The sequence below is a fragment of the Peristeroidobacter soli genome (genome assembly GCF_004138485.1).
Lineage (GTDB): Bacteria > Pseudomonadota > Gammaproteobacteria > Steroidobacterales > Steroidobacteraceae > Steroidobacter > Steroidobacter soli.
This window is the reverse complement of the sequence record NZ_ML142848.1, coordinates 1,276,346-1,291,034: the sequence shown is the minus strand read 5'-3', so window position 1 is coordinate 1,291,034 and position 14,689 is coordinate 1,276,346. Positions and strand designations below refer to the sequence as shown.

Annotated in this window: 15 protein-coding genes; 5 read left to right on the top strand and 10 right to left on the bottom strand. The window is 63.1% G+C overall.

Annotation, left to right across the window (positions count from 1 at the left end):
- The first annotated feature begins 66 nt into the window (after positions 1 to 66).
- Together EKO19_RS05370 and EKO19_RS05365 are read left to right on the top strand one after the other, a co-directional pair.
- Entirely contained in the window at positions 67 to 369 is a 303-nt protein-coding gene (locus EKO19_RS05370) for a hypothetical protein (RefSeq protein ID WP_129775338.1), read from the top strand.
- 222 nt (positions 370 to 591) lie between these two features.
- Complete coding sequence (locus EKO19_RS05365; RefSeq protein WP_129776003.1) at positions 592 to 1,296, top strand: glutamine amidotransferase-related protein; 705 nt, start codon at positions 592 to 594, stop codon at positions 1,294 to 1,296.
- An 18-nt stretch (positions 1,297 to 1,314) separates the two neighbouring features.
- On the opposite strand, the gene EKO19_RS05360 is transcribed toward EKO19_RS05365, so the two are convergent.
- The 3 genes from EKO19_RS05360 to EKO19_RS05350 are packed head-to-tail and all read right to left on the bottom strand — an operon-like array spanning position 1,315 to position 3,665.
- Positions 1,315 to 2,685: a sensor histidine kinase gene (locus EKO19_RS05360; protein ID WP_217705127.1), complete on the bottom strand. Its 1,371-nt coding sequence runs from the start codon at positions 2,683 to 2,685 to the stop codon at positions 1,315 to 1,317.
- Positions 2,682 to 3,347 carry a response regulator transcription factor gene (locus EKO19_RS05355; RefSeq protein WP_129775337.1) on the bottom strand — a complete coding sequence of 222 codons (666 nt, stop codon included), beginning with the start codon at positions 3,345 to 3,347 and terminating at the stop codon, positions 2,682 to 2,684. The genes EKO19_RS05360 and EKO19_RS05355 overlap by 4 nt, the downstream gene beginning before the upstream one ends.
- Entirely contained in the window at positions 3,348 to 3,665 is a 318-nt protein-coding gene (locus EKO19_RS05350; RefSeq protein WP_217705126.1) for a PepSY domain-containing protein, read from the bottom strand.
- Positions 3,666 to 3,825: 160 nt separating this feature from the next.
- Here EKO19_RS05350 and EKO19_RS05345 point away from each other — a divergent pair, with 160 nt between their 5' ends.
- On the top strand, positions 3,826 to 4,152 hold the full coding sequence (locus tag EKO19_RS05345; protein WP_129775336.1) for a PepSY domain-containing protein: 327 nt from the start codon (positions 3,826 to 3,828) through the stop codon (positions 4,150 to 4,152).
- 49 nt (positions 4,153 to 4,201) lie between these two features.
- Here EKO19_RS05345 and EKO19_RS05340 read toward each other — a convergent pair whose 3' ends face one another.
- Entirely contained in the window at positions 4,202 to 6,541 is a 2,340-nt protein-coding gene (locus EKO19_RS05340; protein ID WP_129775335.1) for an NADP-dependent malic enzyme, read from the bottom strand.
- Between the two features lie 183 nt (positions 6,542 to 6,724).
- Here EKO19_RS05340 and EKO19_RS05335 point away from each other — a divergent pair, with 183 nt between their 5' ends.
- Positions 6,725 to 7,222 (top strand): hypothetical protein, encoded by a 498-nt coding sequence (locus EKO19_RS05335; protein WP_129775334.1) that lies wholly within the window; start codon positions 6,725 to 6,727, stop codon positions 7,220 to 7,222.
- A 126-nt stretch (positions 7,223 to 7,348) separates the two neighbouring features.
- On the opposite strand, the gene EKO19_RS05330 is transcribed toward EKO19_RS05335, so the two are convergent.
- From EKO19_RS05330 to EKO19_RS05305, 6 genes are all read right to left on the bottom strand, one after another.
- Positions 7,349 to 7,696, bottom strand: a complete 348-nt coding sequence (locus EKO19_RS05330) for a GFA family protein (RefSeq protein WP_129775333.1) — start codon at positions 7,694 to 7,696, stop codon at positions 7,349 to 7,351.
- A gap of 12 nt (positions 7,697 to 7,708) precedes the next feature.
- Positions 7,709 to 9,331, bottom strand: coding sequence for an ATP-dependent DNA ligase (locus tag EKO19_RS05325; RefSeq protein WP_129775332.1), 1,623 nt, complete (start codon positions 9,329 to 9,331; stop codon positions 7,709 to 7,711).
- Complete coding sequence (locus tag EKO19_RS05320) at positions 9,328 to 10,335, bottom strand: ligase-associated DNA damage response exonuclease (RefSeq protein ID WP_129775331.1); 1,008 nt, start codon at positions 10,333 to 10,335, stop codon at positions 9,328 to 9,330. The genes EKO19_RS05325 and EKO19_RS05320 overlap by 4 nt, the downstream gene beginning before the upstream one ends.
- A gap of 18 nt (positions 10,336 to 10,353) precedes the next feature.
- Positions 10,354 to 11,730, bottom strand: a complete 1,377-nt coding sequence (locus tag EKO19_RS05315; RefSeq protein WP_129775330.1) for a UdgX family uracil-DNA binding protein — start codon at positions 11,728 to 11,730, stop codon at positions 10,354 to 10,356.
- Positions 11,731 to 11,732: 2 nt separating this feature from the next.
- Entirely contained in the window at positions 11,733 to 12,953 is a 1,221-nt protein-coding gene (locus EKO19_RS05310; RefSeq protein WP_129775329.1) for a putative DNA modification/repair radical SAM protein, read from the bottom strand.
- Positions 12,954 to 13,044: 91 nt separating this feature from the next.
- Complete coding sequence (locus EKO19_RS05305; protein ID WP_129775328.1) at positions 13,045 to 13,491, bottom strand: Lrp/AsnC family transcriptional regulator; 447 nt, start codon at positions 13,489 to 13,491, stop codon at positions 13,045 to 13,047.
- 119 nt (positions 13,492 to 13,610) lie between these two features.
- On the opposite strand from EKO19_RS05305, the gene EKO19_RS05300 reads away from it, so the two are divergent.
- The gene (locus EKO19_RS05300) at positions 13,611 to 14,684 is read left to right on the top strand and encodes a saccharopine dehydrogenase family protein (protein WP_129775327.1); all 1,074 of its coding nucleotides are present in this window, start codon (positions 13,611 to 13,613) and stop codon (positions 14,682 to 14,684) included.
- Positions 14,685 to 14,689 lie beyond the last annotated feature (5 nt).

Below are 14,689 nucleotides of genomic sequence, written 5' to 3'. Positions count from 1 at the left end.
CATGGATGCGCAGGACCGGCTCGCCAAAGGACGACATGAGGTCGTTCGAGCCAGGGGGTACAAAAGATGAATAAGTTCGCTGTGCGAGCGGGCGCGGTTGCGTGCGCCCTCGTCGTGGTCCCGGTTCAAGCTCAAACCAATCAAGAGTCCGGCCGCCAGCTCGAAGAGGTGGCCGTGACGGCGCAGAAGCGCGTCGAGAATGTGCAGGACGTGCCGCTCGCTGTCTCGGTCGTGTCCGAAGGCCAAATGGAAAGCGCCGGTGTGCATGAGTTCGCGGACATGGCGAAGGTGGCGCTACGGTGGTATTCGAGTGACGCTGTCGTACTAGGAACAACCAACGATGAGTCGAGAGTCACAATCCGATCTTGATCGCCGAACATTTCTCGGTGCCGCCGGCGGGCTCACGCTCGCGATGGCTGGCACCGAAGCCACAGCGGCGCAGCGTGCAGCTCCACGCCGCAACCAAAACGATACATCCCACCGCCGAAGGCGGTGAAGGATGGGGCTGTCCGTGAGCGCGGGGAATGTCTTAGGCGCAGCGGGCTGTCGGCTTGCTAAGCTATGGGCCATCGTCCTTTTCTTGGGATCGCGATGGACCTGGGCATTCTCGAGACCGGCGCTCCGCCGGCCGATTTGAAGAACCATTTTGGCTCGTATGGCGACATGTTCCGGCAGATGTTGGGGCCGGACTATCACTACTCGTACTACGACGTGCGCGGCGGGAAACTGCCCGAGCAGGTGGGGCGCCACGACGCCTATCTCATCACCGGCTCCGCCGCCGGTGTGTATGACGGCGAGCCCTGGATCGAGCCGCTCAAACAGTTCATTCAGCAATCCTCCGGGCATGCGCCCGTGGTCGGCATCTGTTTCGGTCATCAGATCATGGCCGAAGCCTACGGCGGGCATGTGACCAAGTCGCCGAAAGGGTGGGGCGCCGGGCTGCACCGTTATGACATCACACGCCGCGCCGACTGGATGAATTCGGATGCCGAGCTGACGCTGAGCATTCCGGTATCGCATCAGGATCAGATCATCGATCTGCCGCCGGACGCGAAGGTGCTCGCCGCCAGCGAGTTCACGCCGTACGCGGTGCTCGAGTATCCGGAGCGTCGTGCGATTTCATTTCAAGGCCATCCGGAGTTCTCGCCGGAGTACGCCACGGCCTTGATCGATCTGCGTCGGGGCACGCGTTATCAGAAGGATTTCGCCGACGCGGCGGTGGCGTCGTTGCAGAAGCCGAACGATGGCGGGCGCGTGGCGGGATGGATTCGTAACTTCCTCAGCGCGTCGCGCTGAGAATAGCCAGCTGGATCGTCAGCTTTCTTGGCCGCGGGTGACGAGCTCTGGCGCTCGCCAGGCGACAGTGACCTTGAGTCCGCCGAGTTCCGATCGTAACAGCGTGATGGCGCCGCGCGTGGCGTCGACGAGATCGTGAGCGATGGCGAGGCCCAGGCCGTGGCCCGGGCCGGCTTCGTCGAGTCGTCCGCCGCGCATCAGTGCTTCGGCGACCTTTTCCGATTCGATGCCCGGGCCGTCGTCCTCGACCAACAACACGCCCCCTTCGACCGCCTGTCCCGTAATACGCACGCGTCGGCGTGCATAGCGCGCGGCGTTCTCGATCAGAGCGCCGGCGATCTCGAGTAAATCTTCACCGGCCACCGGCAGGCGCAGCTCCTCGGGAATGTTCACTTCGAACACCAGCCGCGCACCGAACTCGGTTTTCTCCACGACGCCGACGAGCGACTCGATCAATGGCAGCGCAATGGTGGTGTCGCCGCTCGGAGCCGCACGAATGGCGGCGGCTCGGCTGCGAGCAAGCTCACCTTCGATGGCCGACGTGGCTGCGGCAATAGCGTGATCCAATCCGTCGGCGGCGTCTGTCGCGCCGGCCTCGCGAGCCCGGCGGCTCTGCGCCGACAACGCAGCCAGCGGTGTCTTCAATCCATGAGCGAGATCGGCGGCGCGTCGACGCGCGCGACTCAGATCTTTCTCGCGGGCATCGGCAAGCTCATTGATTGCCAGCGTCAGCGGCTCGATCTCTGCAACGTGTGCCGCGGCCATGCGCTCGCGAGGGTTGCGCTTCAATGTTTCCACCTCGTTGCGCACGTGACGCAGCGGTCGCAATCCCAGTTCGACCTGCACCCACTCGGCCGCGGACAAGATGAACCACAGAATCGCCAGGAACAGCGCCAGCTCCTCGCCGAATTCTTCTCGCGCTTCGTGCAGCGACTTTTGCTCGTGGGCGAGCTGGACCAGCACGTCGGCGCCGGCGCGTTCGGGGCGGATGTAACGTTCGACCAGCAGCACCTGCTGATTGAAAGGCCCCTCGACGGTGCGGCTCTTCCATTGCAGCGAAGTCGCATTCTTCGGCTCGGGCAGATGCTGATCCCACAGCGAGCGTGAGTTCAATGCTCCCTGCAGTGTGGAGACCTGCCAATACAGGCCGCTCGCGGGCTCGAAGAAACGGGAGTCGCCAGGCTCATGCTCCAGTGCCGGCGTGCCGTCCGCGCCGACGGACAGCGCCGCGGCCAGCTGCAAGCCGTCGCGAATCAGATCGGCTTCGATGCGATGTTCGATGTGACGTTCGAACAGCACCGTCATGGCCATCCAGGCGGCGGCCAGTGCGAGGAAGATGGCGATCGCGGCGCTCAGCAGCAGCCGAACGCGCAGGGATCGGGGTTTCACCCACCGTCACCCGCGAGCAGATAGCCAAAGCCGCGCCGGGTCTCGATCACCTGCGGGCCGATCTTGCGCCGCAGCCGCACGACCAGAGCTTCGATGGCGTTGGAATCGCCGGGCTCGTCGGCACCATACAAATGTTCCGCAAGCTCGCCGGCCGAGACGGCGCGGCCGCTCTGGTGAGCGAGATAGTCGAGGAACCGAAATTCCAATTGTGACAATCGGATCGGCCGGCCGGCGAACGTGGCCGACATGCGATGCGTGTCGAGCACGAGCTCGCCGACTTCGATGGTCGAGGAGGCGCGGCCCGCGGCGCGCCGGACCAGGCCGCGAATGCGTGCAATGAGCTCGCCCATTTCGAAGGGCTTGCCGAGATAATCGTCGGCACCGGCTTCGATGCCCGCGACCTTTTCGGTCCAGTCGTTGCGGGCGGAGAGAATCAGCACGGGGAAGGTGCGCTGCGCGCCACGCCAGCGTTTCAGCACGGACAGGCCGTCGATGCGAGGCAGGCCGAGGTCCAGTACCGCGACGTCGTAGTCTTCGACGCTGCCTTTGTACCAGGCGTCTTCGCCTTCAGTGGCGATGTCCACGACGAAGCCGGCGCCGGACAGGGCCTGAGCTACGTCCTGAGCGACCGCCGCCTCGTCTTCGATCACCAGGGCACGCAATCAATCGTCCTCGATCTTGATCACCTTGCCGGTGCGCGCGTCTATTTTCACTTCGCGGACCCGGCCGGTGCCAGTGAGTATTTTTATTTCATAGATCAGTCCGATCTTTTCCTGCTCGAGCTCGACCTTGATCACGTCGCCGGGCACCTGCTGGTTGGCGATGGCCAGGATTTTCACCAGTGGCAGCACTTCGCCGCGCAGCAGGGCGTCTCGCACGATCTGGCGCTCGTTGTCCTTCTTGTCGGCCAGCCCCGTGGACATCCCCAGCGGCAGGGCGCTGAGCAGCAAGGCGAGGGTGACCCAGTGTCTGGATTTCATGGCACTACTGTGACTGCCAGGCGCTGACGTGAAGCTGACGATGGCTGACGGGCTGTCGTCAGCGTGCGGCACGTAGATTACGTCGCCATGGCAGCCCGAAATCGATCGTTTGCGGCGTCGGGTCGCCAAGATTCAGGCAGTTTTACACAGGAGCGCAGATATGACTATTGGAACGAGCGGCGCGCGAGCGCTGGTGATGGCGGCGGTGGTGACGCTGGCGGGTGTGGCCGGCGCCTCGGCCTGGGCGCAGAGCCCGACTTCGGGCGTGGTCAGCGTGCCGGCCAACGCCTTGAGCATCGGCGACATCGAGAGCCGGCTCAGCGCCCAGGGCATCAAGGTCAAGGAGATCAAGGTCCGCGATCTGATTGCCAAGGTCGAGGGCTATGACGCGCAGGGCCGTGAGATCGAGATCGTGATCGATCGCCGCAATGGCGAGACGCTGTCACATAAATACGAGGACGACGATCACAAGCGCTGGCGCAAGTAACGTTGCAGGCGGGTCCCTCCCATCCGGGAGGGACCGCCGCGCATCCAGCTCAGGGCGAGGACAGCCCCAGTTGAACCTGCTTCGCGGCGTTGGCGTGCACGACGGTCAGCGCCGCCATGTTCACGATCCGGCGCACCGTCACCGACGGCGTCAGGATGGTGACCGGCGCGGCACAGCCCAGCAGAATCGGCCCGATGGCCACGTTCTGACCGGCCGCGGTCTTCAGCAAGTTATAAGAAATATTGGCGGCGTCGAGGTTCGGCAGCACCAGCAGGTTCGCCGAGCCATGCAGCGTCGACTCGGGCAGCGCGGTCTTGCGGATCGCTTCGTCGAGCGCCGAGTCGCCGTGCATTTCGCCATCGATATCCAGCTCCGGTGCAGCCGCGCGCACCAGCTCGAGCACGCGACGCATTTTCACCGCCGACGGCGCATTGCTGGTGCCGAAGTTGGAATGAGAGATCAGCGCGATTTTCGGTTCGATGCCGAAGTTTCTGACTTCGGCGGCGGCGAGCACCGTGATCTCCGCGAGCTGCTCGGCAGTGGGATCCAGATTCACGTGCGTATCGACGATGAACAGCTGCCGGCCGGGTAATACCAGCGCGCTCATCGCGCCGTACACGGTGGTTCCAGGCTTCTTGCCCAGCACGCGATCGACGTATTTCAGATGTCGGCCACTGCTGCTGATCGTGCCGCAGATCAAGCCATCGCCTTCGCCCTTCTTCAGCAGCATCGCCGCGATCAGTGTCGTGCGTCGGCGCATTTCGAGCTTGGCGTACTGCGCGGTCACGCCTTCGCGGCCCATGCGCTGACGATATTCTTCCCAGTATTCGCGATAGCGAGGATCGTATTCGGGATCGACATTGGTGAAGTGCTCGTCACGCTTCAGGCGCAGGCCGTACTTCTGGATGCGTTTGTCGATGACGGCGCGACGGCCGATCAGAATCGGCTGCCCCAGCTTTTCATCGACCAGAATCTGAGCGGCGCGCAGCACGCGCTCTTCCTCGCCCTCGGCGAAGATGATGCGTGCATGCTGGCGATCGACGCGGCGGGCCGCGGCGAACACCGGCTGCATGAAGGTGCCGCTGTGATACACGAACTGTTGCAGCTTCTGGCTGTAGGCGTCGAAATCCTGAATCGGCCGGCTCGCCACGCCGCTGTCCATCGCCGCCTTCGCGACCGCCGGCGCGATCTTCACGATCAGCCGCGGATCGAACGGTTTCGGGATGATGTAGTGGGGACCGAAGGTAAGATTTTCGGTGTTGTAGGCACTGGCGACGATGTCGTTCTGTTCCTGGCGGGCCAGTTCCGCGATCGCATGGACCGCGGCGATTTCCATCGAGCGCGTGATCGTCGTTGCACCAACATCGAGCGCGCCCCGGAAGATGTACGGGAAGCACAGCACGTTGTTCACCTGATTCGGATAATCGGTGCGGCCGGTGGCCATCACCGCGTCGCTACGTACGGCCGCGACCTCTTCCGGCAGGATTTCCGGCGTCGGATTGGCGAGCGCAAGAATCAGTGGGTGCGGCTTCATGGTGGCGACCATGGGCGGCTTCAACACGCCGCCGGCCGACAGGCCCAGGAATATGTCAGCGTCGACGATGATCTCGGCGAGCGTGCGCTTGTCGGTCGGCTGCGCGAAGCGCTCCTTCTCCGGATCCATCAATTCCTTGCGGCCCGCATACACGACGCCGGCGAGATCGGTGAGCCAGACGTTTTCGCGGGGCAGGCCGATGTCGACCAGCAGATCGACGCAGGCCAGCGCGGCGGCACCGGCGCCGCTGACCGCCAGCTTCACCGACTTGATGTCCTTGTCGACCACTTGCAGACCGTTCAACACGGCGGCGGCGACGATGATGGCGGTGCCGTGCTGATCGTCATGAAACACCGGGATTTTCATGCGTTCGCGCAGGCGGCGCTCGATGATGAAGCACTCGGGGGCCTTGATGTCCTCGAGATTGATGCCGCCGAACGTGGGCTCGAGCGCGGCGATCACGTCGACCAGCCGGTCCGGATCGTTCACGTCCAGCTCGATATCGAACACGTCGATACCGGCAAATTTCTTGAACAGCACCGCCTTGCCTTCCATCACCGGCTTGGCGGCCAGCGGGCCGATGGCGCCCAGACCGAGCACTGCCGTGCCGTTGGTGATGACCGCAACGAGATTGCCGCGGGCGGTGTAACGAAATGCCGCCAGAGGATCGTCGGCAATTGCTTCGCACGCCGCGGCCACGCCGGGCGAATACGCCAGCGCCAGATCGCGCTGGTTGGTCAACTGCTTGGTGGCCGTGATGGCCAGTTTTCCAGGGGTCGGGTGCTCGTGGTAGGCGAGGGCCGCCTGGCGGAGATTATCGCGCGCGTTTGCTGACAAGGAGCTGTCTTGACTCATTCACCCGAACTCTTGCTGACCTGGAGATAAATTCATGCAGATTTGGGGGCGCCACTGTATTCCATTCCCACAGGTCTGGATACAAGTTGCGAAAGGGTACTGGAGCCGGCCGCCGTGACAGCCTATCCTATGCGTCGTCTACCAATCGGTAGGCGAATCAGGTTATGAGTAATCACCACGGACATGACCCACTCCTGTGACTTTGTCGCGCCCATCCGCCGCTCGAAAGAGGTCAAGGCGGTTTGCGCGGCCCTGCGCGTCCTGGTGGAACGCGGCGAGCTGCGAAGCTTTCAAGAAGGCAAGTTGCGCGTCGGCCGCATGCCCATCGACATCGAATGGCCGGACGGCCGTGTCAGCAGGCTGCGCATCGACATCGAAGCCGCGACACTCACATTTGCCGGCTTGATGGAAGCAGGCGCCGGCTCGGCGTTGTATCGGGAATTGAAGGGGTTGGCGCGGGCCGCGCAGACGGCGGGCCGCGATCCGGCCCGCCTCGATCCGGCCCGGGCGATGTTGCGTGTGACGGAGCAGGCCGGCGCGGTGTCCTGGTCCATCATCGTCACTCGCGGCGAGTACGAATACTGCACGCGGCGCCTGGTCGAACTGGCGCGCGAGGCGCTGGCACTGGCGATGGAGCCGATGCCGCTTGCCCAGAACTATCAGACCGCGATCCTGAGCTGAGAAGCACCACCGGGTACATGGATGTACCTCGACGCCGCAGGCGGCGGCGAGAGGCAAAAGTCGCGCCTTTTGCCGACTCGCACGAGGGGCGTGGCAGAATGCCCGATCCCTCGTTCGATGTGCCGGTCAGTACGATTTGCCGTCCACTGGCTTGCGCTTGATGCCCGCCAGATCGAACTCTTCCAGGCAACGCACGTTGATGGCGGCCATCTTGCCGCCCTTCGGGTTCATGCCTACACCGAACGGCGCGCAGCCGCACTTCTGGCAGAAGTGATGCTGAATGACGTGCTTGTTGAAAGTGTAGGTACTCAAGCTCTCGGTGCCTTTGCTCACTGTCAACTGTTCGTGCGGGATGAAGGTCAACAGATAACCTTTGCGACTGCAGTGAGAACAGTTGCACTCCATCACCTCGTCGAATGTTCCCTCGAACTCGAACGCGACGTCGCCGCAATGGCAGCTGCCTGTGTATTTCATGATCGCCTCCTGTTATCGAATGTTAGCCGGTGCGTCGGGCGCCGGCGTGAGCACGGCTTGCAGATTCGCGAGTGTGTCGGCTTCGCTGGCGGGTTTGTCGGTGCGCCAGCGCAGAATTCGTGGAAAACGCAGCGCGATGCCGGATTTGTGACGGCCGGAAGCGGCGATGCCTTCATACGCCAGCTCGAACACCTGGCTCGGCTCGACGGAACGCACCGGGCCGAATTTCTCCACGGTGTGAGCACGAATCCAGCGATCGAGCTGTTCCACTTCGGGATTGCTCAAGCCTGAATAGGCTTTCGCGACCGGCACCAGCTCTCGATCCCGCCAGACGCCGAACGTGTAATCCGTGTACAGGTTCGAGCGGCGCCCTTGACCGGGTTGGGCGTAGATCATGACCGCATCGAATGAATGCGGTTCGATCTTCCACTTCCACCACGCGCCGCGTTGACGGCCGGTACCGTAGCTCGAGTCGAGCGCTTTCAGCATCAAGCCTTCGACGTTGCGTTGCCGTGAGTCGGCGCGCGCCAGAGCGAGTTCTTCCCAGCTCGGCGCGGTGACCAAGGGCGAGACCTGCAGGATGGGCGACGCGTTCGTCAGCAGTTTTTCCAAGTGAGCGCGGCGTTCTCGAAGCGGTGCCGCGCGAAGATCCTCGCCGTTGAATTCGAGCAAGTCATAGGCGAGGAACTGCACGGGCACGGTGGCCAGAATCGCGGCGGTGAGCTTCTTGCGCCCGATGCGCTGCTGTAACAAAGCGAAGGGCTGGATCCGTCCGTCCTTCCACGCGACGACTTCGCCATCGAGCACGACGCCGTCGGGCAGCGTGCCTGCCGCGTCGACGATCTCGGGAAACCGGTCGGTGATACGTTCCTCACCTCGCGACCACAAGTGACATTCGCTGGCGCGGCGGATCAGCTGGCCGCGAATGCCATCCCATTTCCACTCGGCCTGCCAGGCGTCGCGGTCGCCGAGTTGACCCGGTTCGCCTTCGAGCGGCGACGCGAGGAAGAAAGGATACGGAACGGCAGGATCGGTGCGCGGGCTCTCGGCCGCATGCAGCGCTTGCCAGAAGAGAGCGCCGGGCTGCCAGTCGCCCATCAATCGACCGGCTAGCTCGGTGCGTTCGATGCCGGTGACATCAGCGAGCGCTCGTGTGACCAGCAGCTGCGACACGCCGACGCGCAACTCGCCCGTGAGCAGTTTATTCAACAGGAAACATTGTCGATAAGGCAGCTCGCGCCACCAGCCGGTGATGGTCTGGCGTTGCACGTCTTCCTCCGCCTCGCGCAATGGCAACAGGCGGTCCTCGATCCAGTCGGCGAGGGCGATATCGTCAGTGCCGGCTTCGCCGTGAGCTGTACCAGCCGTGAGTAGCGCGATGGTTTCGGCCAGGTCGCCGACCGAATTGTAGGATTCATCGATCAGCCACTCCGGCAGCGCGGCCTCGTCGATCAACCAGCGTTTCAACAGCGCCGGTCCGATGAAACGTTTCAGCCGGCGGCCCGAGAGAATGTACGTCGCCCACGCCGCGTCGGCGGGCGGTGCTTCGCGAAAGTAGCGGGACATCGCCGCGACTTTGAGGTTGGTCGACTGCGTCGTGTCGAGCTCTTCGTACAGCGCGGCGAAGGTTCTCATTGCTGCTCCTCGTCGCCGTACGCTGTCTGAAGCGCGCCAGCGGAGAGGCCCAGCTCGTTCATGTAGCGAGCGAGAGCGTCGGAGTAGCCGTGAGTCAGCAGGATTTTGCTCGCGCCAGTGCTCTTGAATGTATCGATGAGGCCCGGCCAATCGACGTGATCGGAAAGTACGAAGCCGCGGTCATAGCCACGCCGCCGTCGATTGCCGCGCACTCGCATCCAGCCGGAGCAGAAACCGCTGGAATGATCGCCGAAGCGTCGCATCCACGGCGTGCCGGCGGCGCTCGGCGGAGCGATGATCAAAGCGCCGCGATAGTCCGTTTTCTTTTCGCCGGTGACGGGCATCGTCGGGAGCATCTCGATGTCTTGCTGCCGATAGACGTCCGTCAACACATTCACGGCGCCGTGCAAGTACACCGTCTCGTCGGTGAATGCTCGCAGTTCTGCCAACACGCGTTGGGCCTTGCCGAGCGCGTAACAGAACAACACGGACGCGAGCCCGCGCTCCCTGTTGGCTCGCCACCAGTGGAAGATTTCTTCGATCACTTCGCCGGTTGGCTGCCATTGATACACCGGCAAGGCGAACGTGGCCTCGCTGATGAATACGTCGCAGGTCAGTGGCTCGAATGGCGCGCAGGTTGGATCGGGCTGTCGCTTGTAGTCGCCGGACACGACCCACACTTGTCCTTCATGCTCGATGCGCAGCTGCGCCGAGCCGAGAATGTGGCCGGCCGGGTGCAGTGAGATCGTCGTTGCGCCGAGTTGCAGTTGCTCGCCGTATTTCACCGGCGTCGGCTGATGATCCGCGCCCAGGCGATGGCTCGCGATTGCGAGGCCAGGTTCGGCGAGTAGATACCGCGTGCCGCCCTGGCGCAGATGATCGCCATGGGCGTGCGTGATGACAGCGGTCTCGACTGGCCGCCAGGGATCAATGTGGAATCTACCGGCCGGGCAATACAGGCCGTTCTCTGTGACGGTCACAAGCGGTGGCGGGGCGGCGGACATCTTAGAGGAAGCGTACGGTCACGCGGCAAGTTCCCGGGCACGACGCAAATCGTCCACCAAGTGGGTGCGCAGTTGATCTGCGTTTGCAGGATCGGCGCGGAGGATCGCTGACGGATGATAGGTACAGACAACCTGCGCTCCGCTCGCGTGAGGAATCTGCAGCTGGCGAGCCGATTCGATCGAGTCGGTCAGGCCCGCGACGGCGCGTAGTGCCGATACGCCAAGCGCCACGATGATGCGAGGTTTGACTTGCGAGACCTCGGCATCGAGCCAATGGTTGCAGGCAGCCAGTTCGCTTGCGGCTGGTCGCTGGTGCAGCCGGCGCTTACCGCGTGGTTGCCATTTGAAATGTTTGACGGCGTTGGTGACGTAGAGATCGCCGCGCTCCAGTCCGGCGACTTTCAATGCTTCATCGAGCACGCGGCCAGCGGGACCGACGAAAGGCCGACCGCGCAGATCCTCTTCATCGCCGGGCTGTTCGCCGACGAGCATGATGAATGCCGAGGTCGAGCCTTCACCGAGCACGGCTTGAGTCGCGTGACGCCAGATGTCACAACGACGACACGCCGAGGGGCCGCCAGAGTGATCCGGGAGATCCGCCAACGCGCGTTGCATGGCTCGCGCTTTGGCGAGCTCCAGATCCATGGCTTCACGCTGGCGCTGAGCAAAGCTCGACTGACCGTCGCGCAACAGCGTTTGAATCTCGACCGACTCCGGCAGATTGCGCCAATATCGCTGCGGCATCTCGCGTCGCATGGCTGGCGGGTTGATGCGCGACACGTTACAGATGTTTCGATAGTAAGTGCGCCACAGTCCTTCGTGCGCATCCGCTTTGGGCAGCGTCGACTTGTCCGGCGTCTCGATGAATCGCAGCTCGCCGTTGCGCCACAGCGCGGTGCCGTCGGGCGTGGCGATCATCCATTCCATGTTCGGGAAGCGTTTGCAAAAGAACGGCACGCCCAGGCGCAGGACTTGGTGCGTGGGCTCGAACCACGCGAAATATTTCTTTTCGCCTTGCTCGTCGGTCATTTCGCGGAAGCGAACGAACGCGTGCATCTTGTGGATCTCGCGGTTCACGGCGCTGGCCATCTGCATGGCGCGGTGAACGTCGGGATCGGCGGCGTCCTCCAATAAGTGCGGCTGCCGTAACGAACGCCAAGCCAGGCGATACATCAAGTCCCAGCGGCCGTCGTGTCGATAGCAGCTGATGGTTTCCAATAGCTCGATCAGTTGACGCGACAGTCGCAACGGTGTCGGTGCTGTGAGGGAAGGCGCCAGAGGTTCGAAGTGTCGGCCCAGTTTCCACTCCATGTCCTCCGGAACAGTGCCGGTGGATAACAGTGGGCGCGCCACCTCGCGCCACTGCGTGAACTCTTGGACGCAGGCCGAATACATGGTCAGAACAATGACTGCTGTTCGGGAGCCGAGATCAACGCATGTCGCAGGCCGTCGGAGCTGCGATCACTTTGTTGCGGCCGATAATCAGCCGTGCAAATGAAATGACGGGCGCGCTTCAGTGTCGCTCCGAGCGTTTTCAGGTCTTCGTAACGCAGCTTACGATGCCGGCGTGAGCTGATGATGCGATCGATCACGCGCACGCCGAGACCCGGCACGCGCAGCAGTTGATGCCGGTCGGCTGTGTTCACGTCCACCGGGAATTGGTGACGATTCGCCAGCGCCCAGGTGGTCTTCGGATCGACGCTCAAGTCCAGCTTCCCGCCCGGCATGGCCTGCGACAGCTCACCCAGCGAGAACTCGTAATAACGCATCAGCCAATCGGCTTGGTACAACCGATGCTCGCGCATCAGCGGTGGCGCTTTGTTGGGCAGGAGCGCGGACGTGCGTTGAATCGGACTGAAAGCTGAGTAATAGATTCGACGCAGCTTGTACGAGCGATACAGCGTGTCCGCCGTCTCCATGATGGAGGCATCGGAGCTTTCGTCGGCGCCGACGATGAGTTGCGTGCTCTGACCTGCCGGTGAGAAGCGCGGCGCCTTTGCTCCACCGTCCGCTTTCTCGTCGAGCTTGAGCCGAATCTCACCCATGGCGCGCTTGATGGAGACATCGCTCTTCTCCGGTGCCAGCGTCGTCAGCGCCTCGCGCGTGGGCAATTCGATGTTGACGCTCAAGCGATCGGCATAGCGGCCGGCGGCTGCGACCAACTCGGGGCTCGCTTCCGGAATGGTCTTCAAATGAATGTAGCCGCGAAACTCGTGTTCCTCTCGCAGCGTGCGCGCGACCTCGACCAGTTGCTCCATCGTGTAATCGGCGGTCCGGATGATGCCGGAGCTGAGGAACAACCCTTCGATGTAGTTGCGCCTGTAGAAGCAGAGCGTCAGGTCCACCACTTCCTGCGCCGAGAAGCGCGCTCGTGGAATGTCGCTCGAACGGCGGTTGATGCAATAGAGACAGTCGTACAGACAGAAGTTGGTCAGCAGGATCTTGAGCAACGAGACGCAGCGGCCGTCGGGTGTATAGCTATGGCAGATGCCCATGCCTGTAGTGGAGCCCATGCCTTTGCCCGGAGCCGCGCTGCGCTTGGGCGCGCCACTGCTGGCGCATGAGGCGTCGTACTTGGCGGCGTCGGCCAGGATGGCGAGTTTGGTCTCCAGGTCCATGTCTGGCTGTATATACAGCTCGGAGGCGGGGCGCAAGCTCGAGGCATTGCTGTCGGGCGAAGGCGCTCAGATCCCAAAGAACTGGCAGCTTTCAGCGCTCGAACTTGGTCGACAGCACGATCGATGAAGTGGTGCGCTCGACGCCGTCGAGCTCGCCGATGGAGTCGATCAACTCGTCCATGTCGGTGATCGAATCGGTGACGGCCAGCGCCATCAGGTCGAAGGCGCCGCTGACCGCTTGCAGGACGCGCACGTCCTTCAGCTTGCGCACCTCGCGTTCGACCTGGCTGGCGTGCTTCGGCTTCACCGTGATCATGATGTAGGCGTGCACGGCGCCGCGTTCCTGAGCTTCCGAGAGCCGCACCGAATAGCCGGTGATGACCTTGGATCGCTCCAGCCGCTCCAGCCGGCTCTGCACGGTGGTGCGTGACAGGCCGAGACTGCGGGCGAGGACGGCGGTCGGAGCACGAGCGTTCTCGCGCAACAGCGCGATGAGTTGCTGGTCGACGGAATCGAGCGGTTGCGGGCGGGGCTTCATGCGAAAACGGCGGTGTCTCGGCGAAATGACGAAGGGAACCGACAAAACGCCGAAACATTGCCGACAGCTCGGCGCTTTGGCAATACCCGTCGACCGGGGCCTTGCCGACAATGCCCGCCATGAAACACATCGTGGTCGCAGGCGCCGGCAAGATTGGCGTCACCATTGCCGATATGCTCGCCGCTAGCGGCGACTATCGCGTCACCCTGGCCGACCGGCAGGTGGGTCGCTTCAGCGGCCTCAACGCAGCGATCGAGACCAAGGCGGTCGACGTCACCGATCCGCGCGAGCTGAGCGCGTTGCTCAAGGGCAGCTTCGCCGTGCTGAGCGCGGTGCCGTTCAATCTGACGGGCGATATTGCCGTCGCGGCCAAAGAGACCGGCGCTCACTATCTGGATCTCACCGAAGACGTGGCGACCACGCGCAAGGTGAAGAAGCTGGCGGAGGGCGCGCAGACCGCGTTCATTCCTCAGTGCGGCCTCGCGCCGGGCTTCATCACCATCGCCGCTTACGATCTGATCCGTCGCTTCGATACGCTGCACGACGTTCGCATGCGCGTCGGCGCGCTGCCGAAGTTCCCGTCGAACGCGCTCAACTACAACCTGACGTGGAGCACCGAAGGGCTCATCAACGAGTACTGCGAGCCCTGCGAAGCCATCGTCAACGGCGAGCGTCGCGAAGTGCCGCCGATGGAAGAGCTCGAAGAGTTCTCGCTCGACGGCGTGACTTACGAGGCGTTCAACACCTCCGGCGGTCTGGGCTCGCTGTGCGAGACCTTGAGCGGCAAGGTGCGCAATCTCAACTACCGCACGATCCGGTATCCCGGTCACGCCGCCATCATGAAGGCGCTGTTGAACGATCTGCGTCTGCGCGATCGTCGCGATGTGCTCAAGGACATCCTGGAGAACGCGCTGCCGGCGACGTTGCAGGACGTGGTCATCGTGTTCGTGACGGTCAGCGGCATGCGCAATGGTCAGCTGGTGCAGGATACGTACGCGAACAAGATCTACAGCGCCGAGGTTGGCGGCGTGATGCGTAGTGCGATTCAGATCACGACGGCGGCGGGGATCACGGGCGTGCTCGATCTGCTTGCCACCGGCAAGATCGCGGATCGCGGCTTCATCCGGCAGGAAGATATCGATCTGAATACGTTCCTGGCGAATCGCTTCGGGCGTGCGTACGCGCCAAAATGAGCCCA